Genomic DNA, 22,829 nt, shown 5'->3' with positions numbered 1-22,829 from the left:
CGGGCGCCGAAGCCCTGAAGAGCCTCACCACCGACGAAAACATCGAGGCCGGCCAGACGTGGGACAACATGGGCCGCTCCAGCGCAGAAGGGGCGATCGACCGGCCGGAATGCTGGGGCAGCGTCGCCCCCGGCACGCCGGACGCCTATAGCGGCGCCGGCGTCACCGGATATCGCGCGGCGGAGTTCCGGGACTCGCGCAGCTTTCTCAAGTCGACTCAGGTGATCGAGGCCGTGGTGGCCTTCCACGACCCGGCGGCGGCCCGGGCGCAGCTGGAAGCGTTGCTGTCGGGGTGGCGCCGATGCGGCGGCTTAACCGTGACGCTGACACCGGCCAACGGGGAGGCGCTCCCGTTTGCGGTGGGCGAGCCCGCCGACGCCCCCAACGGCATCACCACGCTGGACCTCGCCCCCAGGGGCCTGCAGATCCGCTCGGCCCGGGCGATCGCGGCCAAGGCGAATGTCATCGTCGACCTGATGGTCTCCTGCAGCGGCACGACGGACAGCGGCCAACCGCGGCTGGCCGGGGTGGGCATCGCCAACTACGTGCTGGGCAAGATCCCTGGCTAGGGTGGACACATGAAGTATCTCGACGTCGACGGAGTGGGCCGGGTCAGCCGAATCGGCTTGGGCACCTGGCAGTTCGGGTCACGCGAGTGGGGCTACGGCGAGGGTTACGCCTCGGGCGCCGCGCGTGACATCGTGCACCGCGCCCGCGCCCTGGGGGTGACGCTGTTCGACACCGCCGAGGTGTACGGGCTGGGCAAGAGCGAGCGGATCCTCGGCGAGGCGCTCGGCGACGAGCGCGCCGACGTCGCGGTGGCCAGCAAGATCATGCCGGTCGCGCCCTTCCCCGCCGTGATCAAACAGCGCGAGCGCGCCAGCGCGCGGCGGCTGGGGCTGGACCGCATCCCGCTCTACCAGATCCACCAGTCCAACCCGCTGGTCCCCGACACGGTGATCATGCCGGGCATGCGAGACCTGCTCGACAGCGGCAAGATCGGCGCGGTCGGCGTCTCCAACTACTCGCTCGACCGGTGGCGGAAGGCCGACGCGGCGCTCGGGCGGCCGGTCGTGAGCAACCAGGTGCACTTCTCGCTGGCCCACGCCGGGGCGCTGGAGGAACTGGTGCCCTTCGCCGAGCGGGAGAACCGGATCGTGATCGCCTACAGCCCGGTCGAACAGGGCCTGCTGGGAGGGAAATACGGCCTGGACAACCGTCCCGGGGGCATTCGGGCGCTGAACTCGCTGTTCGGCACCGAGAACCTGCGCCGCGTCGAGCCGCTGCTGCAGACGCTGCGCGACGTCGCGACCACGGTTGGCGCCAAGCCCGCTCAGGTGGCGCTGGCCTGGCTGATCAGTTATCCGGGCGTGGTCGCCATCCCCGGCGCGTCCAGCGTCGAGCAACTCGAGTTCAACGTCGCCGCCGCCGACATCGAGCTGCCCCCGGATGCGCGCGAGGCGCTCACGGGGGCGGCCCGCGCCTTCCGGCCGACCTCGGCCGGGCGCTTCCTGACCGACCTGGTCCGCGAGAAGCTGGGCCGCTAGACCCACGGCGGCGACCCGCCGCACCCGGCTCCGCCGCGCTTGCGATCGCCGCTAGGCCCACGGCGGCGACCCGCCGCACCCGGCTCCGCCGCGCTTGCGATCGCCGCTAGGACTGCGCGGAATCCGCGAACGCGGCGGGGCTGGCGGGCGCGCCCCTGGCCACCACCACCGGCATCGAGGTCGCGGCGTTCGTCCGCAGGATCGTGTGCACCACGTCGACGAGGTCCTCGACCGGCATCAGCTTGCCGGGCATGCACCCGCGGGACGCCCACAGCGGCACGGCCTTCATGGCGAGGTCCATGTCCCAGCCGATGTTCATGCCGGTGGCCGCGTCCCCCTCGCCACCCGGGCATTCCCCCACGATGAAGGTGGTGAAGCCGATGTCGGGGTGTTCGGCCCGCCACGCGTCGACCATGCGCTCGAGGGCCGCCTTGCTGACCCCGTACGCACCCAGGCCCGGCCACGGCGGCCCGAACGTGCCTGCGTCGGAGGACAGGTAGACCGCCTTGCCCGCGGAGACCGTCAGGTGCGGCACCGCCGCGGCCGTCACCAGCGCCGCGCCGATGACGTTGGTGTCGAAGATGCGCCGCCAGGTCGCGGCGTCGGTGTCGACCATACGGACAAGTGGCCCGACGGCGGGTGTGTAGACGATGTTGTCGATGCCGCCCAGGGCGTCGGCGGCGGCGGCGATCGCGGACCGGCACGACGCCTCGTCGGTGACGTCGCATTCGATAGCGACCGCGCCCGGGCCGGCGTCCTTGGCCGCCGCCTCGATGCGCTCGCGGCGCCGGGCCAGCAGCGCGACCTGGTCGCCGCGCTGGGCGAGGCCGACGCCGATGCAGCGACCGAGTCCGCTCGAGGCGCCCACCACCACTGTCCTTGACATATTTGCCCTCTCTTGTAACGAGCTGCCGTCGGCAAAAACCTACCGGATAGCACCCGTCGCAGGGCGAGGGCTCGGCTACTTAGTTGCGAACGACGGTGTTCCGGTCCCCCAGCTTGGCCCGATACATGGCCGCGTCCGCCCGGGCGGTGATCGTGTCGACGGACTCGCCGGGCATGGCGAGCGTGGCACCGATGCTCAGTGTCGCCGATAACCACTTCCCGGATACATCAATGGGTTCGGCGGCACGACGGCGAATCTTCTCGGCCATCTGGGCGAGCTCGTCGACGCTGTGGATGTCGGGCAGCAGGACGAGTATCTCGTCGCCCCCCATCCGGCCCACCGTGTCGGTCCCGCGCACACTTCCACGGATCCTTGCGGCGAGGGTTGCCAGCACACAGTCGCCCACGCCGTGGCCCCAGGTGTCGTTGATTTCCTTGAAGCGGTCGACGTCGCAGAACAAGACCCCGACGTACGTTCCGAGCGGCCGCGGCTTCTGCATCGCGGCCTCGAATCGGCTGATGGCCTCGGCCCGGTTCACCAGCCCGGTAAGGATGTCGAACCGTGCCATCCGTTCCAGCCGCCGTTCGGCCTCTACCTGCTCGTCGATGATGCGCACCGCGGCGATCAGGCCGTCGGTGTTGCCCTCGCCGTCGACGTAGGGTTTTCCGTGGCCCTCGACCCAGTGGTAGTTGCCGTCGGCGGAGCGCACGCGGAACCGTTGCAGGACCGATTCGCCGGCGGCGACCCGGCTTAGCGCGCTGATGACCTTCTCGAGGTCGCGCGGATGGACGTGGCGGTCGAAATCCGAGCCGGTCCAGCCCTGCGGTGGCCGGCCCAACGCCGCCTCCACGGACGGCGAGATCCACACAATCTCGCCGCCACGCAGGTGCACGATGATGTCGACCGCGTTGTCGGCGAGGATGCGATAGCGCATCTCGGCGTCGGCGCGTTCCTTACTGACCAGCTCCTGCTCCATGAGCAGCCGGTGCTCGCGCTGGATGAAGAAGAACGTGATCGCCCCGACGATGGCGGTGCCCAGCAGTATCGAGAAGGTCCATTCCGCGTGCTCGCCCAGCCCGAGCCGCAGGAAGATCGGCCGCGATACTGCGACGACGATCGGAAAGCCGGCGAGGATCCCGGCCAGCCGAAGCAGTGACTTGCGGTCGGGCCGGGCGAGCAGCCAGGCGACTGGAGACCGGTCGGGGCGTGCCAGCGCAGTCGCGGCGACGAGCAGCAGTAGAGCCAAGGCGGTCATGAGCGCCTGGCCCGTCGATGGCGTATAGCCCACCAGCGCCAACGCGTTGAACAAGTAGGCCCCGAGCGTGACGAAGGAAATGGCCCCGCCGGCCGCCATGCAGGCGGGCCAGACCACGCGGGTTCCGCGATCCACTCGGATCAGTGCAACGGCGACCGCCACGAACGGCATCGATGACGCCGTCTGCGGGCTCGGGCGTCCCGGCCAGGTCTGTTGCGACGCGCGCACCGCGTCCCCGAACCAGGCCAGGTCCAGGCCGGATGACGGCCGACCGATGGCGTACTCGACGACGGTGATGGCGGCAAGAGCGCCCACGCTCAGGGCCAAGACACGCCCGGCCCACACGCGCCCCCGCGATGGGTAGCCCGCCTGCGCCAGGATCGCCATGCTCAGCATCGCCAGCCACAACGCGGTCCACGGCATCATCTGCGGCCAGGTCGGATCGATCCGGGTCAGCCGGTCGATACCGGTCGCCCAGCCCACCCATGTCACCCCCGCGAGGGCAAATACCACCGCCAGGGCGATCCGTCTGCACCAGGCCACGTCGTTCAGGCACGCGTCGGGGCTCGGCCTCTCCATCGGCTGCCCCTTTCTTCCCCCGCGGCGCAACCGACAGTGTGCGGGAGTAGGGAACCGATGTCTGGGGGCAAAAGGTCATCAATCGCGGGGCGAAGGTCACCGACGCGCGTCAGCCTCGGTCGGGGGCTTGCAACACCACGGCGGTATGCGCGTCCACGGTGAGCGCCCCTCCCCCGGGCACCTCCTCCGCGGGCGTCTCCTCCTCGGGTCCGGTGAAGATCATAAGTTGCCACGCGGCACCGAATTCCTTTGGCGGCAAGGTGAATTCAATCGGCTCGTAGTGGGCGTTGAAGCACAGCAGGAACGAGTCGTCGAGCACCCGTTGCCCTCGGGGGTCCCGGTCGGGGATGCCGTGCCCGTTGAGGAACACCGCGACGGATTTCGCGAACCCCGCGCCCCAGTCCTCCTCGGTCATCTCGGTTCCCTCCGGGGTGAACCAGGCGATGTCGGGCAGGCCGTCCTGGCCGCGGCGGCCCAGCGGCTTGCCGGAAAAGAACCGGCGCCTGCGGAAGACCGGGTGGTTGGCGCGCAGCGCCGACACCACGCGGGTGAACTCCAGCAGGCCGTTATCCGCTTTTGCCCAGTCGATCCAGGTGAGCTCGTTGTCCTGGCAGTAGCCGTTGTTGTTGCCGTTCTGCGTGCGGCCCAACTCATCACCGTGGCAGATCATCGGCACACCCTGCGACAGCAGCAGCGTGGTGAGGAAGTTGCGCTGTTGGCGGGCGCGCAGCGCGTTGACGCCCGGGTCGTCCGTGGGCCCCTCCGCGCCGCAGTTCCAGGATCGGTTGTGGCTTTCGCCGTCGTTGTTGTCCTCGCCGTTGGCCTCGTTGTGTTTTTCGTTGTAGGACACCAGGTCACGAAGTGTGAAGCCGTCGTGGGCGATGACGAAGTTGATCGAGGCGACCGGCCGGCGCGCGGTGTGCTCGTACAGGTCGGCCGACCCGGACAGCCGGTAGGCGAACTCGTCGAGCGTCGAGGGCTCGCCGCGCCAGAAGTCGCGGACGGCATCGCGGTACTTGCCGTTCCATTCCGTCCATTGCGGCGGGAAGTTGCCGACCTGATAGCCGCCCGGCCCGACGTCCCAGGGTTCGGCGATCAGCTTGACCTGGCTGACCGTCGGATCCTGTTGCACGAGTTCGAAAAACGCCGCCAGGCGGTCCACGTCGTAGAACTCCCGGGCCAGTGTCGCCGCCAAGTCGAACCGGAAGCCGTCGACGTGCATCTCGGTCACCCAGTAGCGCAGCGAGTCCATGATCAGCTGCAGCGCGTGCGGGTGCCCGACGTTGAGGCTGTTGCCCGTGCCGGTGTAGTCCATGTAGTAGCGCTTGTCGTCGTCGACCAGCCGGTAGTAGGCGGCGTTGTCGATGCCCCGCATCGACAGTGTCGGGCCCATGTGGTTGCCCTCGGCCGTGTGGTTGTAGACGACGTCGAGGATGACCTCGATGCCGGCCTCGTGCAGGGCCCGCACCATCGCCTTGAACTCCTGCACCTGCCCACCGGGGGAGGTGGCGCTGGAGTATTTGAAGTCGGGTGCGAAGAACCCGATCGTATTGTAGCCCCAGTAATTAGAGAGGCCTTTGTCCACCAGGGTCGAGTCGTTGGCGAAGTGGTGCACCGGCATCAGCTCGATGGCGGTGACACCGAGGTTCTTGAGGTGCTCGATGATCACGGGGTGCGCCACGGCCGCGTACGTGCCGCGCAGTTGTTCGGGGATGTCCGGGTGGGTTTGCGTGAGGCCCTTGACGTGCGCCTCGTAGATGACCGTGTCGGCGTACTGGCGGTCCGGCGGCCGGTCGTTGCCCCAGTCGAAGTAGGGGTTGATCACCACCGACTTGGGCATGAAGGCGGCGGAGTCGTCGTCGTTGCGGCTGTCCGGCTCGCCGAAGTTGTAGCTGAACAGGGCCTGGTCCCACTCGAACGAGCCGTCGATGGCCTTTGAGTAGGGGTCCACCAGCAGCTTGTTCGGGTTGCACCGCAAGCCGTTCTGCGGGTCGTACGGGCCGTACACCCGGTAGCCGTAGCGTTGGCCGGGCTCGATGTTGGGGATGTAGGCGTGCCAGACGAACCCGTCGACCTCCGGCAGCGTGACGCGGCTCTCGTTTCCGTCCGCGTCGAACAGGCACAGCTCCACCCGCTCGGCCACTTCGCTGAACACGGCGAAGTTGGTGCCCGCACCGTCGTAGGTGGCGCCTAAGGGATAGGCGCGGCCCGGCCACACCTCTCCGGTGGGCGTGGGGGCGGAGGCTTCTGTGGATGTCATGGCGCTTCAATACCCTACCGGGGCCTCCCCCAAACGATGGAGCGGAGAGGCCTTGCCGCACAGCGGTTTTCAGGGCCTTAACATGACCTTAACCGCACCGTCCTGCTTCTTCTGGAAGATCTCGTAGGCGTGCGGGGCCTGGTCGAGGGGCAGCACGTGCGACGCGAAAGTGTCGACGCCCAGCGGGTCGTCGTCGGTGAGCAGCGGCATGATGTCATCCACCCACCTCTTCACGTTCGCCTGGCCCATCCGCAGGGTCACCTGCTTGTCGAAGAGGGTGAGCATCGGCAGCGGGTCGGCCATCCCGCCGTACACGCCGATCAGCGATATCGTGCCGCCGCGGCGCACGATGTCGATGGCGGAGTACAACGCGCTGAGCCGGTCCACGCCGGCGGTCTGCATCAGCCGCTTGCCAATGAAGTCCGGCAACATGCCGGTGGCCTGCTGGGCCAGTTTGGCCGCCGGGGAACCGTGCGCTTCCATGCCCACCGCATCGATGACCGAGTCGGAGCCTCGCCCGTCGGTCAGGTCCCGGATCGCCTCCCCGAGTGGCGAGTCGAGCCGGCCCAGGTCGATGGTGTGGATGCCGCGCTGCGCGGCGCGTCCGAGCCGTTCGGCCACCAGGTCCACGGCGATCACCCGATAGCCGAGGTGATCGGCGATGCGCGCGGCCATGTCGCCGATCGGGCCCAAGCCGAGCACGGTGACCGTGCCCCCGTCCGGGATGTCGGCGTAGGCCACCGCCTGCCAGGCCGTCGGCAGCACGTCGGACAGGTAGACGAACCGCGAATCCGGCGGCCCCACAGGGACTTTGATGTGGGTGAACTGCGCCTGCGGGACGCGCAACAGTTCGGCCTGGCCGCCGGGGACCTCGCCGTAGAGCTCCGAGTAGCCGAACAGCGCGGCCCCCATGCCCTGGTCGCGCACCTGGGTGGTCTCGCATTGGGTGTAAAGCCGCTTGTCGCACATGTAGCAACTGCCGCAAGAGATTTGGAAGGGGATGACGACCCGGTCCCCGACCCGCAGGTCGCCCGTTTCACCCCCGACCTCGCGCACGATTCCCATGGGTTCGTGTCCAAGGATGTCTCCGGGCTTCATGAAGGCCCCGAGGATCTCATAGAGGTGCAGATCGGACCCGCAGATATTGGTCGACGTGACTTCGATGATGGCGTCGGTAGGTTGCTCGATCTTCGGGTCGGGCACCGACTCCACTCGCACATCGCGCTTACCGTGCCACGTGACAGCCTTCATGTGGACAGCACATACCCGCCTCGCGGCCCTCGAAACGCCGCCTTAGCGGCGCCGGCGTTTGAGTGGACGCTCGCTGTCGATCAACGACTTCGCGATGTCGATGAGCCTGGTGTTGGATTGCTGCGAAAAGCCGGGCGAGGAGTTCGAACGCTTCGACGGCGTCGAGATTGAAGCGGTCCATGACGATTCCCTTGGGCTGCCCGATCATGTCCCGTGAAGCCAGGGCGCTGTCCTCCGGGGAGGGCGCGCAGTTCGCGGCAAGCGAGGGCATCTCGATGCCGAAGACCGGCTGAGCGCGGCTCAACCCTCGGCCGACTGCTGCGCCATCGCGTAGGCGAGCTGAAGGAAGTCGGCGCCGGTCAACACGGTGAAGACGCCGGCGACCAGGCGGGTGAACCTGGGCGCGAAGACCAAGCCGATGGCGAAGCCGGTCGCCACCCACATATCCAGGCAGAACGGGCACGTCAGCAGTTCTCCCAGGCTGTGCCGCAACGGGCTATCGTGCCGGACCTCCTCCATGACCTCGGCCGGTCCGCCGCTGCCCGCGAAGCGGGTGAACGGCGCGCGCAACGGGCTGGTCACCGCGTCTTTGGTCAGCGTCCGCGAGAGCTTGTGGGTGCCCAGGGTGACCGTGATCAGGTCCTGGATCCGCCACCGGGTGGGCAACGTCCGCCCGGTGAGCAGCGCGGCCGTGGTCGCGACGGCCACCAGGGCGGTGTAGATGAGCAACACCGTCACGTAGCCGCCCAGCGGCCGGGGCTCGTCGCCGCGGTATTCGTCCGCTTCGCGCCGTGCGCCGTCGACCACCTGGGCCTTGGCCTCAGCCACCTCTCCCATTGCATCTCCTTCAACTCAAGGGCACAGCAGGCTGTGTACCCGAAGTCGGTGAGCGCAATCGGGGGACCCGCGGTACCTCAGCCGGCCCCTTCGCCGGGTTCGCCGGCGCCCTGCGTGACCTTCGCGGTTCTCGCGCCCTTCCGCAGAGTCCGGTTCGTGGACCGTAGGTCGGTGTTGGCCGCTGAGAGCGTCGCGTTGTGATCCTCGAGGTCGAGGATCCGGGCGACGCCGGCCAGGTTGATGCCGGCGTCGACCAGCTCGCTGATGCGCTTGAGCCGGGCCAGGTCGTCGGCGCTGTAGCGGCGGGTTCCGCCGTTGCTTCGCGCCGGCGCGAGCAGCCCATAGCGCTCGTACAGGCGCAGCGACTGCACCGGGATGCCGGAGAGCTCGGCGGCCACCGAGATGCCATACACGCCGTGATCGGGCGCCGGGACGCCGGAATCGCCGCGTTGGTCGGTCATCACGCGTCTCTCCTCGAAAGCTAGCTGGCCTAGAAAATCTATTTATCACACTTGCGCCACTATGTCGACAGTGCTATACCAAATCTATGTCATTGGACATAGGTAATAGCCAGACCACAGCCTAGATTGGAGTGAGAGGTGACCACCATGCTGATGCGTACCGACCCCTTCCGTGACCTCGACCGCTTTGCCCACCAGGTGTTCGGTACGGCCGCCCGGCCGGCAGTGATGCCGATGGACGCCTGGCGCCAGGGCGAGGAGTTCGTCGTCGAGTTCGACCTGCCCGGCATCGACGCCGAGTCGCTCGACATCGACATCGAGCGCAACGTCGTGACCGTGCGCGCCGAGCGGCCCGCCCTCGACCCGAACCGCGAGATGCTGGCCACCGAGCGCCCGCGCGGGGTGTTCAGCCGGCAGCTGGTGCTCGGCGACAACCTCGACACCGACAAGATCGAGGCGTCCTACCGCGAAGGTGTTCTGCGGCTGCGCATTCCGGTGGCCGAACGGGCCAAGCCGCGCAAGATCTCCGTCGGGCGCGGGGACGGGCAAACGGCCATCAATGAGAACGCCTCGCAACGCGAGGTCATCAACGCCTGATGTCCGGCGGGCAGGTGGCGGCCCGGGTCCCTGCAGAATCACACGGGCCGCCGCCTTCCGCCGGATCCAGAACGCCGGGAGAGCAGGTGCGAGATGAAGTGGGAACTGGACGGCCAACGGGCTAACGTCGAACAGGCGTTGGCCGGCGGCGCCGCGCAACCGGCCGGCTGGTTTCGCTTCTACTTCACCGACCAGCGCTGGGAGTGGTCGGAACAGGTGCAGCGGATGCACGGGTATGAGCCCGGCAGCGTGACGCCCACCACCGATCTGGTGCTCTCGCACAAGCATCCGGACGACCGCGGACAGGTCGCGGCCACCATCGATCAGATCGTCAACACCCGGCAGGCGTTCAGCACTCGCCATCGAATCATCGACACCGACGGGAATGTGCGCCACGTCGTCGTTGTGGGCGACCGGTTCTTCGACGACGACGGCGACGTCGTTGGAACGCAAGGGTTTTACATCGACGTCACCCCGACCACGGGACAGGTGGCGGAGGAGATCGTCAGCGCCAGGCTGGCCGAGATCAACGGGAACCGGGCCGGGATCGAACAGGCCAAGGGCATGCTGATGCTGATCTACGGCATCAGTGACAGCGCGGCCTTCGAGTTGCTCAAATGGCTTTCACAGGAAGCGAACATCAAGTTGCGCCCGCTTGCCGAGCAGATCGCCGAAGACTTCCGCGGCGCCGGGTTGCGCCTCGGTGCCCAATCGGAGTTCGACCACCTAATGCTGACGGCGCATGAACGCATCATCCAGTCCGACGCATCATGAGGACTTGCGGCGCCGGGTACGGGCGGCCGCAATCAATTGCGCCATCCCCTTCTCGATGCCGGCGGCGAGCGCGTCGATGTCGGGCGCCGTGTCGTAGTCGGCGGTGATGCCGAAGACGAAACTGTCGGCGTAGCTGAGCATCCCGACGCCGGTGCGCACCTGCAGAGCGATCGGGGGAACCGGCAGGAGTTCCAGCACCCGGCGGCCCATCAGCCGCTGGCGGCTCCGTGGACCGGGAACGTTGCTCGCCAAGGCGACGACCGCGCGTTGGGGGAACCGCGATAGCAAGCGAATCGCCCACGCGGACAGCGCAAACGGGGTGCTCCTGGCCGCCACCACCACCGCGCTGCCACCCTCGCTCTGACCGCTCGCTTTGGCGTGGGTGAGCCGGTCGTGCACCAGTTTCAGCTGTTGCACCGGGTCCGCCTCGTCGACGGGCAGCAACGGCAGCATCGCCGAGACCCGGTTACCCGCGACATTGAAGTGGTCCACCGCGCGGACCGAGACGGGGACCAGGGTGCGCAGCGAGTCTCGGCCCGGTTGCTCGCCGCGCGCCAGCAAGACGGCCCGGTAACTGTTGGTAATCGCTGCCAGCGCAACGTCGTTCAGCGTGACCCCGAATGCTCGGGCGACCTTGTTCATGTCCGTCAGCCGGGCGCGGGCCACGCTGTACCGCCGCATCGCGGTCACCGGCCCGTTCAGCGATGACTCGGGGGCGGGGCGCATCAGCGCGGTGGCCAGCTCGGCCGCCCCGATCGCCGCGTGTTCGGCCGCGGTCACCGCACCGAGCGCGCTTCGCCCGATTCCGCTGGCCCAGCTCAGGGGGTTGAGGCTGATCTTGGACAGGTCCACCCCGCGCCGGACCGGCTTCCTGGCGGCGCCGACGTCGACGGCAAAGGTGCCGCCGTCACCGTCGTCGCCGAACTTGGCGAACAGTTGCGTCATCGCGATGCCGTCGGCAATGCAGTGGTGAATCTTGGTGAGCACCGCCCACCGGTTTCCGCTGAGACCCTCGATGATCCAGGACTCCCATAGGGGGCGTTCACGATCGAGTCGGCGTTCCATCAGCGACGCGATCATCTCGAACAGCTCCGGGTCGCGGCCCGGTTGCGGCAGCGCGACGCGGTGCAGGTGACGCGAGAGGTCGAAGTGGGGGTCGTCCGTCCATTCCGGCGGCCGCAGGTCGAGCGGATGGGTGCGCAGGATCTGCCTGCAGCGCGGTACCGCCGCCACCCGCCCGGCGAATTCGCCGACGAACTCGTCGTAGGTCGGGATCGGTCCCTCCACGATCGACACACCGCCCACCGCCAGGCTGACATGCGGATCCGAGTCCTCCACCTCCAGGAAGCCGGCATCGAGCGCGGTCAATTGCTCCATGGTGCTACTTTCCGCACCGCAATGCCCTGCTGGCAGGGCCGTAAGTCCTCAACTACTGAGGCCAAACGGCGGCTGTGGCGGCGCGCCCCGGGCCCATATCGTGAGGGGGGTGACGGGAGAGCAATTGAGCAGCGAGGCAGATGCTTTCGCCGCCGCGTCCCGCACCGACCTGACCGCACTGCCCGACCTCCTGCACGGGCGGCCGCGCACGGGCCCGGTCCGCGAACGCCGCCCGATCTACGTCGATCTGCTGCCGCCGTGCAACGCCGGTTGCCCCGCCGGCGAGAACATCCAGGCGTGGCTGGCCCACGCCCGAGCAGGACGCTTCGAGCAAGCCTGGCGGCAGCTGACCGCCGACAATCCCTTCGCCGCGATCCACGGCCGCGTCTGCTACCACCCCTGCGAATCCGTCTGCAACCGGGCGCATCTGGACTCCTCGGTGTCGATCCACGCGGTGGAGCGATTCCTCGGCGACACCGCCCGCGCGCAGCGATGGCTGTTCGACCCCCCGCCGCAGCCGACGGGCAAGCGGGTGCTGGTGGTCGGCGCCGGTCCCAGCGGGCTGTCGGCCGCCTATCACCTCGCGCGGCTCGGCCACCTGGTGGAGGTCCGTGACACCGGCGCGCAGCCGGGCGGAATGATGCGCTACGGCATCCCGAAATACCGGCTGCCCCGCGATGTGCTGGACGCCGAGATCGACCGCATCGCCGCCCTCGGCGTGGAGTTCACGTGCGGGCACCGGGTGCAGGACCTGGCCGCCGAACGCGACGCGGGGGGCTTCGACGCGGTGTTCGTCGCCGTCGGCGCCCACCTCGCCAAGCGCGTGGACATCCCGGCCGCCGACGCCGGGTCGATGCTGGACGCGGTCTCGTTCCTGCGCGCCGTCGCCGCCGGCGAAACACCCGAGCTCGGCCGCCGCGTCGCCATCTACGGCGGCGGCGACACCGCGGTGGACGCCGCGCGCGTCGCGCGCCGGCTGGGCGCCGAGGACGCCGTCATCATCTACCGCCGCACCGCGGCCCAGATGCCCGCGCACGAGCACGAGGTGCAAGAGGCCGAGCGCGAGGGCGTGCGGATCCACTGGCTGCGCACGATCACCGCCTTCGACGGCCCCGAGCTCCAGGTGGAGCTCATGCGGCTCGACGACTCCGGACGCCCGGTGCCGAGCGGGCAATACGAGACGCTGGCGGCCGACACCGTGATCATGGCGCTGGGGCAGGAGACCGAGTCGGCGTTCATGCGCAGCTTGCCCGGCGTGGAGTTCGACGACGACGGTTCGGTGCGGGTGTCGTCGTCGCTGATGACCGGCTGCCCGGGGGTGTTCGCCGGCGGTGACATGGTGCCCTGCGAACGCACCGTGACGGTCGCCGTCGGGCATGGCAAGAAGGCGGCCCACCACATCGCCGCGTGGCTGCGCGGCGGCGACCTGCAACGACTGCCCAAGCACCCGACCGCGGAGTTCGACCGGCTGCACCCGTGGTACTTCGGCGATGCCTCCCGGCGGGCCGAGCCCGAACTTCCCGCCGCGCGACGCATCACCGGATTCGACGAAGTGGTCGGCGGCCTGTCGGCGCAGGCCGCGACGTTCGAGGCCGGCCGGTGCCTATCGTGCGGCAACTGCTTCGAGTGCGACGGCTGCCTGGGCGCCTGCCCGGAGGACGCGGTGATCAAGCTGGGGCCGGGTCACCGCTATCGCTTCGACTACGACCGCTGCACCGGGTGCGCCACCTGCTACGAGCAGTGCCCGGTGCACGCCATCGAAATGGTCCCCGAGATGATCCCGGAGCCGCGATGACGCGCGCCACGATCGACGGCAACGAGGCGGCGGCATCGGTGGCCTACCGCCTCAACGAGGTGTGCTGCATCTACCCGATCACCCCGTCCTCGCCGATGGCGGAGCTGGCCGACGACTGGTCGAGCCGGCACCGGCCCAACGTCTTCGGCACGGTGCCCACGGTGGTGGAGATGCAGAGCGAGGGCGGGGCCGCCGGCGCCCTGCACGGCGCCCTGCAGGGCGGCGCGCTGGCCACGACGTTCACCTCGTCGCAGGGCCTGTTGCTGATGATCCCGAACATGTACAAGATCGCCGGCGAGCTGACCTCGGCGGTGATCCACGTCGCGGCCAGATCGATTGCCGCGCAGGGTCTTTCGATTTTCGGCGACCACCAGGATGTGATGGCGGTGCGCCAGACCGGCTTCGCGCTGCTGTCGTCGGCCTCGGTGCAGGAGGCCCACGACCTGGCCCTGGTCGCGCACGCGGCCACGCTGCGCACCCGAATCCCGTTCGTGCACTTCTTCGATGGCTTCCGCACCTCGCACGAGCTGAACACCATCGGGTTGCTCGACGACGACGACCTGCGGGCCCTGGTTCCCGAGGAGCTGGTCCTGGCCCACCGCGAGCGCGCCCTGTCGCCGGAGCGGCCGTTCGTCCGCGGCACCGCGCAGAATCCCGACACCTATTTCCAGGCCCGCGAGACCGTCAACCCGTTCTACGCCCGGGTGCCCGAGATGGTCGAGGACCTGATGAGCGAGCTCGGCCGCCGCACCGGGCGGCCAATGCACATCGTCGAGTACTCCGGACACCCGCAGGCCGAGCGGGTGGTGGTGCTGATGGGATCCGGCGCCGAGACCGCCGCCGCCACGGTGGCGGCGGCGGTCGCCCGCGGCGAGCGGGTCGGGGTGCTGCGGCTGCGGCTGTACCGGCCGTTCCCGGTGCGGGCGCTGCTGGCCGCGCTGCCCCCGACCGTGCGCGCGGTCGGCGTGCTCGACCGCACCAAGGAACCGGGGTCGCACGGCGAGCCGCTGTACCTGGACGTCGTCGCGGCCCTCGCCGAGGCGTACGCGAGCGGTGAGCGGTCGGCGCTACCGATGGTGTGCGGCGGGCGCTACGGGCTGTCGTCGAAGGAATTCACCCCGGCCATGGTCGCCGGCGTATTCGCCGAACTTGCTCGCGACCGGCCGCGGGCCCGCTTCACCGTGGGCATCGACGACGACGTCAGTCAGACGAGCATCGACTACGACCCGAGCTTCGACATCGAGACCCCTGGAGACACAGACACGGTGCGCGCGGTGTTCTTCGGCATCGGCTCGGACGGCACCGTCGGCGCCAACAAGAACACCATCAAGATCCTCGGCGGCGAGGAGGACCTCTACGCCCAGGGCTACTTCGTCTACGACTCGAAAAAATCTGGCTCGCAAACCGTTTCGCACCTGCGATTCGGGCCCGAACCGATTCACGCGCCCTACCTGGTGCAGCAGGCCTCCTTCGTCGGCTGCCACCACGAGCGATTCCTGCACAAGCTCGACGTGCTGGGCCGGGCCGCCCCGGGCGCCGCGCTGTTGCTCAACACCAGGCACCCGCCCGAGAAGGTGTGGGACACCCTGCCGGGCAGCGTGCAGCGCCAGATCCTCGACAAGCGCATCCGGCTGTACGTCGTCGACGCCAGCGGCATCGCCCGTGAGGTCGGGCTCGCCGGGCGGATCAACGTCGTGCTGCAAACCTGCTTCTTCGCCATCTCCGGTGTGCTGCCGCTGGAACAGGCGCTCGCCCGGATCAAGGACAGCGCGGCCAAGACGTACGCCGGGCAGGGCGCCGACGTGGTGGCCCGCGAGGCCGAGGCCGTCGACCGCGCCCTGCAACGGCTGCACCAGGTCGATGTCCCGGACACCGCAAACTCCGCCATCGCGCTCGAGCCGCCGATCGGACCCGACGCCCCCGACTTCGTGCGGGCGGTGACCGGCGAGATGATCGCCGGGCGCGGGGACGCGCTGCCGGTCAGCGCCCTCCCGATCGACGGCACCTACCCCAGCGGCACCGCGGCCTACGAGAAGCGCAACATCTCCGACCTCGTCGCGGTCTGGGACCCCGACACGTGCATCCAGTGCGGCAACTGCTCGTTCGTCTGCCCGCACAGCGTCATTCGCACCAAGTTCTACGACCAGGAGCACCTCGGTGACGCCCCCGCGACGTTCCCCTCGGCGCCGCTGGACGCGGTCGGCCTGCCCGACACCCGCTACACCCTGCAGGTCTACGTCGAGGACTGCACCGGATGCGACCTGTGCGTCCAGGCCTGCCCGGCCGTGGTGCCCGGCACGCCGGTGACCAAGGCGATCAACCTGGCGCCGCGCGAACCGCTGGTCGCCCCCGAACGCGAGAACATCGCGTTCTTCGAGACTCTGCCGGTGGCCGACCGCTCGAGGGTCGACTTCGGTACCGTCCGCGGCACGCAGTTCCTGCAGCCCTTGTTCGAATTCCCCGGCGCGTGCGCCGGTTGCGGGGAAACGCCCTACCTCAAATTGCTCTCGCAGCTTTTCGGTGACCGGTTGGTGATCGCCAACGCCACCGGCTGCTCGTCGATCTACGGCGGCAACCTGCCCACCACGCCCTGGACGGCCAACGCCGAGGGACGCGGGCCCGCCTGGTCGAACTCGTTGTTCGAAGACAACGCCGAATTCGGGCTCGGGCTGCGGCTGGCCGCCGACACCCATCTCCGCCAGGCCCGCCAGCGGCTGACCGAACTGCGCGACGCGCTGGGCCCCGACCTCGTCGACGCGGCCCTGGCCGCCCCGCAGCGCCGCGAATCCGAACTGGACGAGCAGCGCCGCCGCGTCGCCGAGCTGCGCGGCCGGCTCGACCGGCTGAACCCGGCGGTCGGTAACGAATTGCAGAGCGTAATGGAGCATCTGGTGCGCCGCAGCGTGTGGATCGTCGGCGGGGACGGCTGGGCCTACGACATCGACGCAGGCGGCCTGGACCATGTGCTGGCCAGCGGGCACAACGTCAACGTGCTGGTGCTCGACACCGAGGTGTACTCCAACACGGGCGGGCAGATGTCGAAGAGCACACCGCTGGGCGCGGTGGCCAAGTTCGCCGCCGGCGGCAAGACGGTACCGCGCAAAGACCTTGCTTTGCAGGCGATCTCGTACGGTAACGTCTATGTCGCGCGGGTCGCCTTCGGCGCCGACCCGCAACAGACGTTGCTGGCCTTCCGCGAGGCCGAGGCCTACGACGGGCCGTCGCTGATCATCGCCTACAGCCACTGCATCGCGCACGGCTTCGAGATGCGCAACGGCCTGGATCAGCAGCACCGCGCCGTCGCCTGCGGGCACTGGCCGCTGATCCGCTACGACCCGGTGCTACGCGCCACCGGAAACCCGCCGTTCTTGCTGGACTCGCACCGGCCCCGCCTGCCCCTGGCCGACTACCGCAGCCGCGAGCTGCGCTACCGGAGCCTGACCAACACCGACCCCGACGAGGCCGAACGCCTCGCGGCGCTAGCGCAGGAGTCGATCGACCAGCGCTGGAACGACTACGAGGACATGGCCTCCCGCGACCCGCGCCACTTCCCGTCCGACGCGCGGAGGGAGGGCTGATGGACCTGACCACTCACTACCTGGGCCTGAGGCTGCGCAACCCCCTGCTGGCATCGGCATCCCCGCTGAGCAGGACGGTCGACGGGGTGCGCCGGCTCGCCGACGCGGGCATCGGGGCGGTGGTGCTGTACTCGCTGTTCGAGGAGCAACTGCGCCGCGAGGCGGCGCACAACGAGCGAATGGCGTTGCAGGGCAGCGAAAGCTACGCCGAGTCGCTCAGCTACTTCCCCGCCACCGTCGAACCGTCAGGCAACGGCAGCGGCGCCCACCGCTACCTGCGCCAGCTCGAGCGCGCGGTCGCCGCGGTCGACGTCCCCGTGATCGGCAGCCTCAACGCGTCCACACCCGGCAACTGGGCGCACTACGCCCGCCGCATGCAGGACGCCGGCTCGGCGGCGATCGAGCTGAACATCTACTACCTGCCAGGCGACGCCGGCGTGGACGGCCGCGCGGTGGAGCAGCGCCACCTCGACGTGCTGGCCGAGGTCAAAAGCGCGACCGACATCCCGGTCGCAGTCAAACTCAGCCCGTACTTCAGCGCGACCGCCGACATGGCGCACCGGCTGGAGGCGGCGGGCGCCGACGGCCTGGTCCTGTTCAACCGGTTCCTGCAGCCCGACATCGACCCCGAGACGCTCGGCACCGTGCGCACCGTCGCGCTGTCCACCCCGGCGGACACCGGGTTGCCGCTGACGTGGATCACGTTGCTGCACAAGCGCATACAGGCATCCCTGGCCGCTAGCACGGGAGTCGAGACGGCACGCGACGTGGCCAAGTACCTGCTCGCCGGGGCCGACGTCGTCCAGTCGGCGTCGGCGCTGCTGCGCCACGGTCCCGAGTACGCCGCCGTGCTGCTGCGGGACCTCGCCGACTGGCTGGACCGCAAGGGTTTTCGGCGCCTCGACGAGGTGCGGGGGCTGCTGGCGGCACCCGGCGGAGAGGAGCCGGGGTCGTTAACCGCCCGGGAACGGGCGGACTACGTCTGGATCATGCGAAAAGCGAACAGCGGTATCTACGAAACTTATTGATGCAACCTGCCGAAGGAAGAACACCATGAACGATTTCACCTACATCCGCTTCTTCGAAGAAATCGGCATCGAGGACGTCCCGCTAGTCGGCGGGAAGAACGCCTCGCTGGGCGAGATGTTCCAGAAGCTGACCGGGCAGGGCGTGCGCGTCCCGCACGGGTTCGCGATCACCGCCGAGGCCTACCGGCACTTGCTGGACACCGCCGGCGCCTGGGACGCGCTGCACGCCGCGCTCGACGATCTCGACCCCGACGACGTCACCGCGCTGGCACGCAAGGGCAAGCGGGCCCGCGAAATCGTCTACGGCGCAGGGCTTCCCCCGGAGCTCGCCGCCGAGATCACGGCCGCCTATCGGCAGCTTCAGGAGGAATACGGCGAAGACGTCAGCCTGGCCGTGCGCAGCTCGGCGACCGCCGAAGACCTGCCGACCGCCAGCTTCGCCGGCCAGCAGGAAACCTTCCTCAACATCAAGGGCACCGAGAGCCTGCTGGACGCCTGCCGCCGGTGTTTCGCCAGCCTGTTCACCGACCGGGCCATCCACTACCGGATCGACCAGGACTTCGACCACTTCAAGGTGGCGCTGTCGATCGGCGTCATGAAGATGGTGCGCTCCGACCTCGCCTCGTCGGGGGTGATGTTCACCCTGGACACCGAATCCGGCTTCCACGACGTCGTATTCATCACCGGCGCCTACGGGCTCGGCGAGAACGTGGTCCAGGGCGCCGTCGACCCCGACGAGTTCTACGTCCACAAGCCGACGTATCAGGCCGGCCACCGCGCGGTGCTGCGCCGGCTGATCGGGGACAAGGCGGTCAAGATGATCTTCGTCGAGGGCGAGACGAAGAACACCACCCGCAACATCCCCACCCCGAAGGCCGACCGCGCCCGGTTCTGCGTCACCGACGAGGACGTCCTCGAGCTGGCCGGCTATGCCTGCGCGATCGAGGGCCACTACGGGCGGCCGATGGACATCGAATGGGCCAAGGATGGTCTCGACGGGCGGCTCTACATCGTCCAGGCGCGCCCAGAAACCGCGGCCTCCCAGCGCAGCCTGACGGTCGTGGAAAGCTACGTGCTCGAGAGCAAGGGCACCGAGGGCAAGGAGGTGCTCGCCGAGGGCCGCTCGGTCGGCGAGAAGGTCGCCACGGGCATCGCCAGGCGCATGGACAACCTCGGGAAGCTGTCGGAGTTCCGGCCCGGCGACGTGCTGGTCGCCGACATCACCACGCCCGACTGGGAACCCATCATGAAGATCGCCGCGGCCATCGTCACCAACCGCGGCGGGCGAACCTGCCACGCGGCGATCATCGCCCGCGAGCTCGGCATCCCCGCCGTCGTCGGCGCGGGCAACGCCACCACGAGCGTGCCCGACGGCGAGGTCGTCACGGTGTCGTGCGTAGAGGGCGACACGGGACGGGTTTACCGCGGCGAGTTGGGCTTTCGCGTCGATCGCACCGAGGTCTCCGACCAGGAGCGCCCGCACACCGAGATCATGCTCAACCTCGGCAACCCGGATCTGGCGTTCAAGACGTCGTTCTTGCCGAACGACGGCGTGGGGCTGGCCCGGATGGAGTTCATCATCAACGAGTACATCCGGGTGCACCCGCTGGCCCTGCTCCACCCCGACCGGGTGGACGATCCCGAGGCACGGCGGACCATCGAAACCCTGACCTACGCCTATTCCGACGGCGCCGAATTCTTCGTGGAGCGCCTATCGGAAGGGATCGGCACCATCGCCGCCGCCTTCTGGCCCAAGCCCGTCGTCGTGCGGATGTCGGACTTCAAGACCAACGAGTACGCCAGCCTGGTCGGCGGCAGCGGCTTCGAGGCGGCCGAGAGCAACCCGATGATCGGCTTCCGCGGCGCCTCGCGCTACGCGCACCCGGCCTACGCCGAGGGATTCGCGCTGGAGTGCCGGGCGATGAAGCGGGTGCGCGAACAGATGGGGCTGACCAACGTCGTGCTGATGTTGCCGTTCGTGCGCCGGGTGGCCGAGGCGGACCTGGTCCTGGCGGAGATGGCCAAACACGGTCTGCGCCGCGGGGAGAACGGGCTCAAGGTGTACGCGATGTGCGAGATCCCCAACAACGTCATCCTCATCGACGAGTTCGCCAAGCGCTTCGACGGGTTCTCCATCGGGTCCAACGACCTCACCCAGCTGACCCTCGGCGTCGACCGGGACAGCGAGATCGTGGCCTTCGACTACGACGAACGCGACGAGGGCGTCAAGGAGATGATCCGCCTGGCCGTGGAGGGCTGCCGGCGCAACGGGATTCACTCCGGGCTGTGCGGTCAGGCGCCGTCGGACTACCCCGACATGGCCGAGTTCCTGGTTCGCTGCGGCATCGACTCGATCAGCCTGAACCCCGACGTGGTCGTCAAGACCACCCGGCAGATCCTGGACCTCGAGCGTGCGGTGCAACTGCAGTGATCGAGGGGACCGAGCGCGGGGTCGGGGCGACCGGCTGGCCGAGATCGGTCCTGGCGTCTCCCGCCGACATTGCCGACAGCGCCGTTCAATGAGCGCATACACGACCTTGAGCGCAATTTCGCTTGACGTGGTTGTGCGCCAGGCAATCTTGCTGAAGTGAGCGTCCAGTAACGGGTTTCGTCGTTATGGCGCCGTGGCCCGGGGCGGCTGGCGGTAGAGGGCGGCGCCAGCGACGACGTCGGCCCCGGCCGCGACGAACAGGACCCGCGCGCCCGCCGGCAACCGCTCGGCCCGCTGCCCGAACGCGGCGGCCAGGGCGGCGGTGTGCATGCGTTCGTCGTCGGCGACGCTGATCGCCTCGACCGGCACGCCCAGCCGGGCGCCCAGCGCGGTGCGGTATCCGGGCCGGGCGGGGGCGGCGACGATCGCGTCGACGTCGGACAGCCGCACCGACTGCTCCTCCAGGCACGCCGACACCGCCCGCCCGGCCGCCGCGGCGAACCTCTCGTCCATCGCCGCCGACTCGGAGAAGCGCAGGACGTTGCGGGAATCGGCGAAACCCACCGTGGCGCTGAAGCTTTCGTCACCGGCTTCACTCGGGTCATTCACCCAGGAGACCCGGCTGAGGCCGTAGTCGTCGTCGGACCACCCGCACAGCATCGCCGCCCCTGCGGCCGAGAACGGGAAGTGCTCGCTCATCCCGTGGCCGGGGTCGGCATCGCTGGCGACCACCAGCGCACGCCGGATCGCGTGGCTGCGCATGAATCCGTCGACGATCTGCAGCGCCGTCAGCAGCCCGCACGTGCCGTTGGCGATGTCGAAGGAGAAGGTGCCGTGGGCGCCGGCGTGCGGGTCCCCCGGGTTGGCGCCGATGTCGTCCTGGATCAGCGCGGCGAGCGCCGGCTCACCGAGGTTGCGGTCGCGATAAATGCCGGCGTTGACGACGAGGTCGAGGTCCGAGGCATCGCATCCGGCCCGCTTCAGGCAGTCCTTGGCGGCGACGACGGCCAGGTGCAACGCGCTGTGGCGCCCCCGCAACCGCGGATGCGAGACGTCGATCCGATCAATCACCGTGCCCATAGCGGCTCACCACATCCTCGTCCAGGGTCAACAAGACCACACCGATCTCCAGCCCGGAGGCCAGCGCCAGCAACGCGATTCGCTCCCCGGGCCTGATCCGCCCGGCCTCGAGTTCCTCGACGAGCGCCACCGTGTGGGTCGTGGAGGCAGTGTTGCCGTAGCGGTCGACGGTGATCACCGCGTCGTGGCGCGGGCTGTCGCCGAACACCTCCGACATCCGCGCCATGCCCTTGCGGATGGCGCGCGCGGACGTCTGGTGGGTGATGACGTGGTCGATGTCGTGGATCGAAAGACCAACGGTGTCAAGCACTTCGCTCAACAACAGCGGGGTGTCGGCGATCGCGGCCTTCTGGATGGCGCGGGAGTTGGTGAACATCCGCGCGCCCGGGTCGTCCCCCTGCGGATACGCCAGGCAGAGCCGGCTGTAGTCGGCGACGGTGGTGAAGCCCGCCAGGGCGATGCCCGCCGAACCGGCCGGTGCCCGCTCTAGCAGCAGCGCCGCGCCGGCATCGCCCAGGGTCAGGCAGGCCAGCTCCTTGCTCATGATGTTGCGGATGTGCCGGGCGGCGTTGTTGCTGAGCTGCGAGATGTACTCGCCGCTGACGACGAGCCCGCGCTCGACGACGCCCTCGCGGATCCAGTTGTTCAAAATCGTCACGCCCGTAAGCATTCCGGCGCACGCGTTGGACACGTCGAACGTCATCGCGTTCACCGCCCCGATCCCGCGCGCCACGGCGCTGCTCATGGTCGGCTCGAGCCACTGGGTCAGCCCGTCGCGGAACTTGGTGATGCTGCAGCTGATCACCACGTCCAGCGCCGCCGGATCCTGCTGCGCGGTGGCCAGGCAGTTCAGCGCCGCCGAGCTCGCCAGGGTGTAGGAATCCTCATCGCCCACCGACACCCGGCGTTCGCGGATCCCGGTGAGCCGTTCCAGGTCGATGTGGGTGCGGTGGCGGGTGGACGCCATGAGCTCGTCGGTCGTCAGGTGGGTTCCGGGCAGATGCCGGCCCGCGGCCGCGACCCGCGCGACGAAGGGGGCCTCACCGCCCTTGCCGGTTGTTTCCATCACCAGCCAGTGCCGAGTCATCGATGG

The 22,829-nt window shown here is 69.0% G+C and carries 17 protein-coding genes and 1 pseudogene; 8 read left to right on the top strand and 10 right to left on the bottom strand.

What is annotated here, in order from left to right; translation table 11 throughout:
* Together A5758_RS16545 and A5758_RS16540 are read left to right on the top strand one after the other, a co-directional pair.
* Window positions 1-569: sensor domain-containing protein (locus A5758_RS16545; protein ID WP_197503962.1), on the top strand; the 569-nt coding region annotated here is incomplete at its 5' end.
* Window positions 570-578: 9 nt separating this feature from the next.
* Window positions 579-1,547 (top strand): aldo/keto reductase, encoded by a 969-nt coding sequence (locus tag A5758_RS16540; protein WP_067741992.1) that lies wholly within the window; start codon window positions 579-581, stop codon window positions 1,545-1,547.
* A gap of 106 nt (window positions 1,548-1,653) precedes the next feature.
* Here the strand turns inward: A5758_RS16540 and A5758_RS16535 are convergent, their stop codons facing one another.
* The 7 genes and pseudogenes from A5758_RS16535 to A5758_RS16510 all read right to left on the bottom strand — a co-directional run bounded on the left by A5758_RS16535 (window position 1,654) and on the right by A5758_RS16510 (window position 9,076).
* Window positions 1,654-2,421: an SDR family oxidoreductase gene (locus A5758_RS16535; protein ID WP_082939211.1), complete on the bottom strand. Its 768-nt coding sequence runs from the start codon at window positions 2,419-2,421 to the stop codon at window positions 1,654-1,656.
* A 91-nt stretch (window positions 2,422-2,512) separates the two neighbouring features.
* Window positions 2,513-4,267: a sensor domain-containing diguanylate cyclase gene (locus A5758_RS16530; protein WP_067741989.1), complete on the bottom strand. Its 1,755-nt coding sequence runs from the start codon at window positions 4,265-4,267 to the stop codon at window positions 2,513-2,515.
* A gap of 109 nt (window positions 4,268-4,376) precedes the next feature.
* Complete coding sequence (glgX, locus tag A5758_RS16525; RefSeq protein WP_067741986.1) at window positions 4,377-6,527, bottom strand: glycogen debranching protein GlgX; 2,151 nt, start codon at window positions 6,525-6,527, stop codon at window positions 4,377-4,379.
* 69 nt (window positions 6,528-6,596) lie between these two features.
* Complete coding sequence (locus tag A5758_RS16520; protein ID WP_067741983.1) at window positions 6,597-7,778, bottom strand: zinc-dependent alcohol dehydrogenase; 1,182 nt, start codon at window positions 7,776-7,778, stop codon at window positions 6,597-6,599.
* A 42-nt stretch (window positions 7,779-7,820) separates the two neighbouring features.
* Window positions 7,821-8,007 (bottom strand): annotated as a pseudogene (locus A5758_RS25305) (ANTAR domain-containing protein); the annotation flags it as partial.
* 71 nt (window positions 8,008-8,078) lie between these two features.
* A complete protein-coding gene (locus tag A5758_RS16515; RefSeq protein WP_067741980.1) occupies window positions 8,079-8,615 on the bottom strand; it encodes a DUF1360 domain-containing protein in 537 nt (178 codons plus the stop codon).
* A gap of 77 nt (window positions 8,616-8,692) precedes the next feature.
* On the bottom strand, window positions 8,693-9,076 hold the full coding sequence (locus tag A5758_RS16510) for a helix-turn-helix transcriptional regulator (RefSeq protein WP_067201837.1): 384 nt from the start codon (window positions 9,074-9,076) through the stop codon (window positions 8,693-8,695).
* A 147-nt stretch (window positions 9,077-9,223) separates the two neighbouring features.
* Between A5758_RS16510 and A5758_RS16505 the strand changes: the two genes are divergently transcribed.
* Both A5758_RS16505 and A5758_RS16500 read left to right on the top strand, forming a co-directional pair.
* Window positions 9,224-9,673, top strand: a complete 450-nt coding sequence (locus tag A5758_RS16505; RefSeq protein WP_067201886.1) for an Hsp20/alpha crystallin family protein — start codon at window positions 9,224-9,226, stop codon at window positions 9,671-9,673.
* Window positions 9,674-9,766: 93 nt separating this feature from the next.
* Entirely contained in the window at window positions 9,767-10,447 is a 681-nt protein-coding gene (locus tag A5758_RS16500; RefSeq protein ID WP_067741978.1) for a PAS and ANTAR domain-containing protein, read from the top strand.
* Here the strand turns inward: A5758_RS16500 and A5758_RS16495 are convergent.
* Window positions 10,442-11,824 (bottom strand): wax ester/triacylglycerol synthase family O-acyltransferase, encoded by a 1,383-nt coding sequence (locus tag A5758_RS16495; protein ID WP_067741975.1) that lies wholly within the window; start codon window positions 11,822-11,824, stop codon window positions 10,442-10,444. The two genes, A5758_RS16500 and A5758_RS16495, sit on opposite strands and share 6 nt — an antisense overlap.
* Window positions 11,825-11,933: 109 nt before the next feature.
* On the opposite strand from A5758_RS16495, the gene A5758_RS16490 reads away from it, so the two are divergent.
* The 4 genes from A5758_RS16490 to ppsA are packed head-to-tail and all read left to right on the top strand — an operon-like array spanning window position 11,934 to window position 20,656.
* A complete protein-coding gene (locus A5758_RS16490; protein ID WP_067741973.1) occupies window positions 11,934-13,619 on the top strand; it encodes an NAD(P)-binding protein in 1,686 nt (561 codons plus the stop codon).
* The gene (gene nifJ / locus A5758_RS16485; protein WP_067741970.1) at window positions 13,616-17,197 is read left to right on the top strand and encodes a pyruvate:ferredoxin (flavodoxin) oxidoreductase; all 3,582 of its coding nucleotides are present in this window, start codon (window positions 13,616-13,618) and stop codon (window positions 17,195-17,197) included. Before A5758_RS16490 ends, nifJ begins: the two co-directional genes overlap by 4 nt.
* Window positions 17,197-18,225 carry a dihydroorotate dehydrogenase-like protein gene (locus A5758_RS16480; protein ID WP_067741966.1) on the top strand — a complete coding sequence of 343 codons (1,029 nt, stop codon included), beginning with the start codon at window positions 17,197-17,199 and terminating at the stop codon, window positions 18,223-18,225. The genes nifJ and A5758_RS16480 overlap by 1 nt, the downstream gene beginning before the upstream one ends.
* 25 nt (window positions 18,226-18,250) lie before the next feature.
* On the top strand, window positions 18,251-20,656 hold the full coding sequence (ppsA, locus tag A5758_RS16475; protein ID WP_067741963.1) for a phosphoenolpyruvate synthase: 2,406 nt from the start codon (window positions 18,251-18,253) through the stop codon (window positions 20,654-20,656).
* Between the two features lie 183 nt (window positions 20,657-20,839).
* On the opposite strand, the gene A5758_RS16470 is transcribed toward ppsA, so the two are convergent.
* Together A5758_RS16470 and A5758_RS16465 are read right to left on the bottom strand one after the other, a co-directional pair.
* Window positions 20,840-21,736: a 3-oxoacyl-ACP synthase gene (locus tag A5758_RS16470; RefSeq protein ID WP_067741960.1), complete on the bottom strand. Its 897-nt coding sequence runs from the start codon at window positions 21,734-21,736 to the stop codon at window positions 20,840-20,842.
* On the bottom strand, window positions 21,720-22,823 hold the full coding sequence (locus tag A5758_RS16465; RefSeq protein ID WP_067201879.1) for a 3-oxoacyl-ACP synthase III family protein: 1,104 nt from the start codon (window positions 22,821-22,823) through the stop codon (window positions 21,720-21,722). Before A5758_RS16465 ends, A5758_RS16470 begins: the two co-directional genes overlap by 17 nt.
* Window positions 22,824-22,829: the final 6 nt, after the last annotated feature.

It is taken from the genome of Mycobacterium sp. 852014-50255_SCH5639931 (assembly GCF_001665605.1).
In the GTDB taxonomy this organism is placed as follows: domain Bacteria; phylum Actinomycetota; class Actinomycetes; order Mycobacteriales; family Mycobacteriaceae; genus Mycobacterium; species Mycobacterium paraffinicum.
Note: the sequence above shows the minus strand (reverse complement) of the source record. Positions and strands in the feature narration are given on the sequence as shown.

Bases quoted from the DNA above. Each gene is read 5' to 3' on its own strand.
- ppsA (WP_067741963.1), top strand. From the start codon at position 18,251: ATGAACGATTTCACCTACATCCGCTTCTTCGAAGAAATCGGCATCGAG.
- A5758_RS16540 (WP_067741992.1), top strand. From the start codon at position 579: ATGAAGTATCTCGACGTCGACGGAGTGGGCCGGGTCAGCCGAATCGGC.
- A5758_RS16495 (WP_067741975.1), bottom strand. From the start codon at position 11,824: ATGGAGCAATTGACCGCGCTCGATGCCGGCTTCCTGGAGGTGGAGGAC.
- A5758_RS16505 (WP_067201886.1), top strand. From the start codon at position 9,224: ATGCTGATGCGTACCGACCCCTTCCGTGACCTCGACCGCTTTGCCCAC.
- A5758_RS16470 (WP_067741960.1), bottom strand. From the start codon at position 21,736: ATGGGCACGGTGATTGATCGGATCGACGTCTCGCATCCGCGGTTGCGG.
- A5758_RS16515 (WP_067741980.1), bottom strand. From the start codon at position 8,615: ATGGGAGAGGTGGCTGAGGCCAAGGCCCAGGTGGTCGACGGCGCACGG.
- A5758_RS16480 (WP_067741966.1), top strand. From the start codon at position 17,197: ATGGACCTGACCACTCACTACCTGGGCCTGAGGCTGCGCAACCCCCTG.
- A5758_RS16520 (WP_067741983.1), bottom strand. From the start codon at position 7,778: ATGAAGGCTGTCACGTGGCACGGTAAGCGCGATGTGCGAGTGGAGTCG.
- nifJ (WP_067741970.1), top strand. From the start codon at position 13,616: ATGACGCGCGCCACGATCGACGGCAACGAGGCGGCGGCATCGGTGGCC.
- A5758_RS16530 (WP_067741989.1), bottom strand. From the start codon at position 4,267: ATGGAGAGGCCGAGCCCCGACGCGTGCCTGAACGACGTGGCCTGGTGC.
- A5758_RS16465 (WP_067201879.1), bottom strand. From the start codon at position 22,823: ATGACTCGGCACTGGCTGGTGATGGAAACAACCGGCAAGGGCGGTGAG.
- glgX (WP_067741986.1), bottom strand. From the start codon at position 6,527: ATGACATCCACAGAAGCCTCCGCCCCCACGCCCACCGGAGAGGTGTGG.
- A5758_RS16500 (WP_067741978.1), top strand. From the start codon at position 9,767: ATGAAGTGGGAACTGGACGGCCAACGGGCTAACGTCGAACAGGCGTTG.
- A5758_RS16510 (WP_067201837.1), bottom strand. From the start codon at position 9,076: ATGACCGACCAACGCGGCGATTCCGGCGTCCCGGCGCCCGATCACGGC.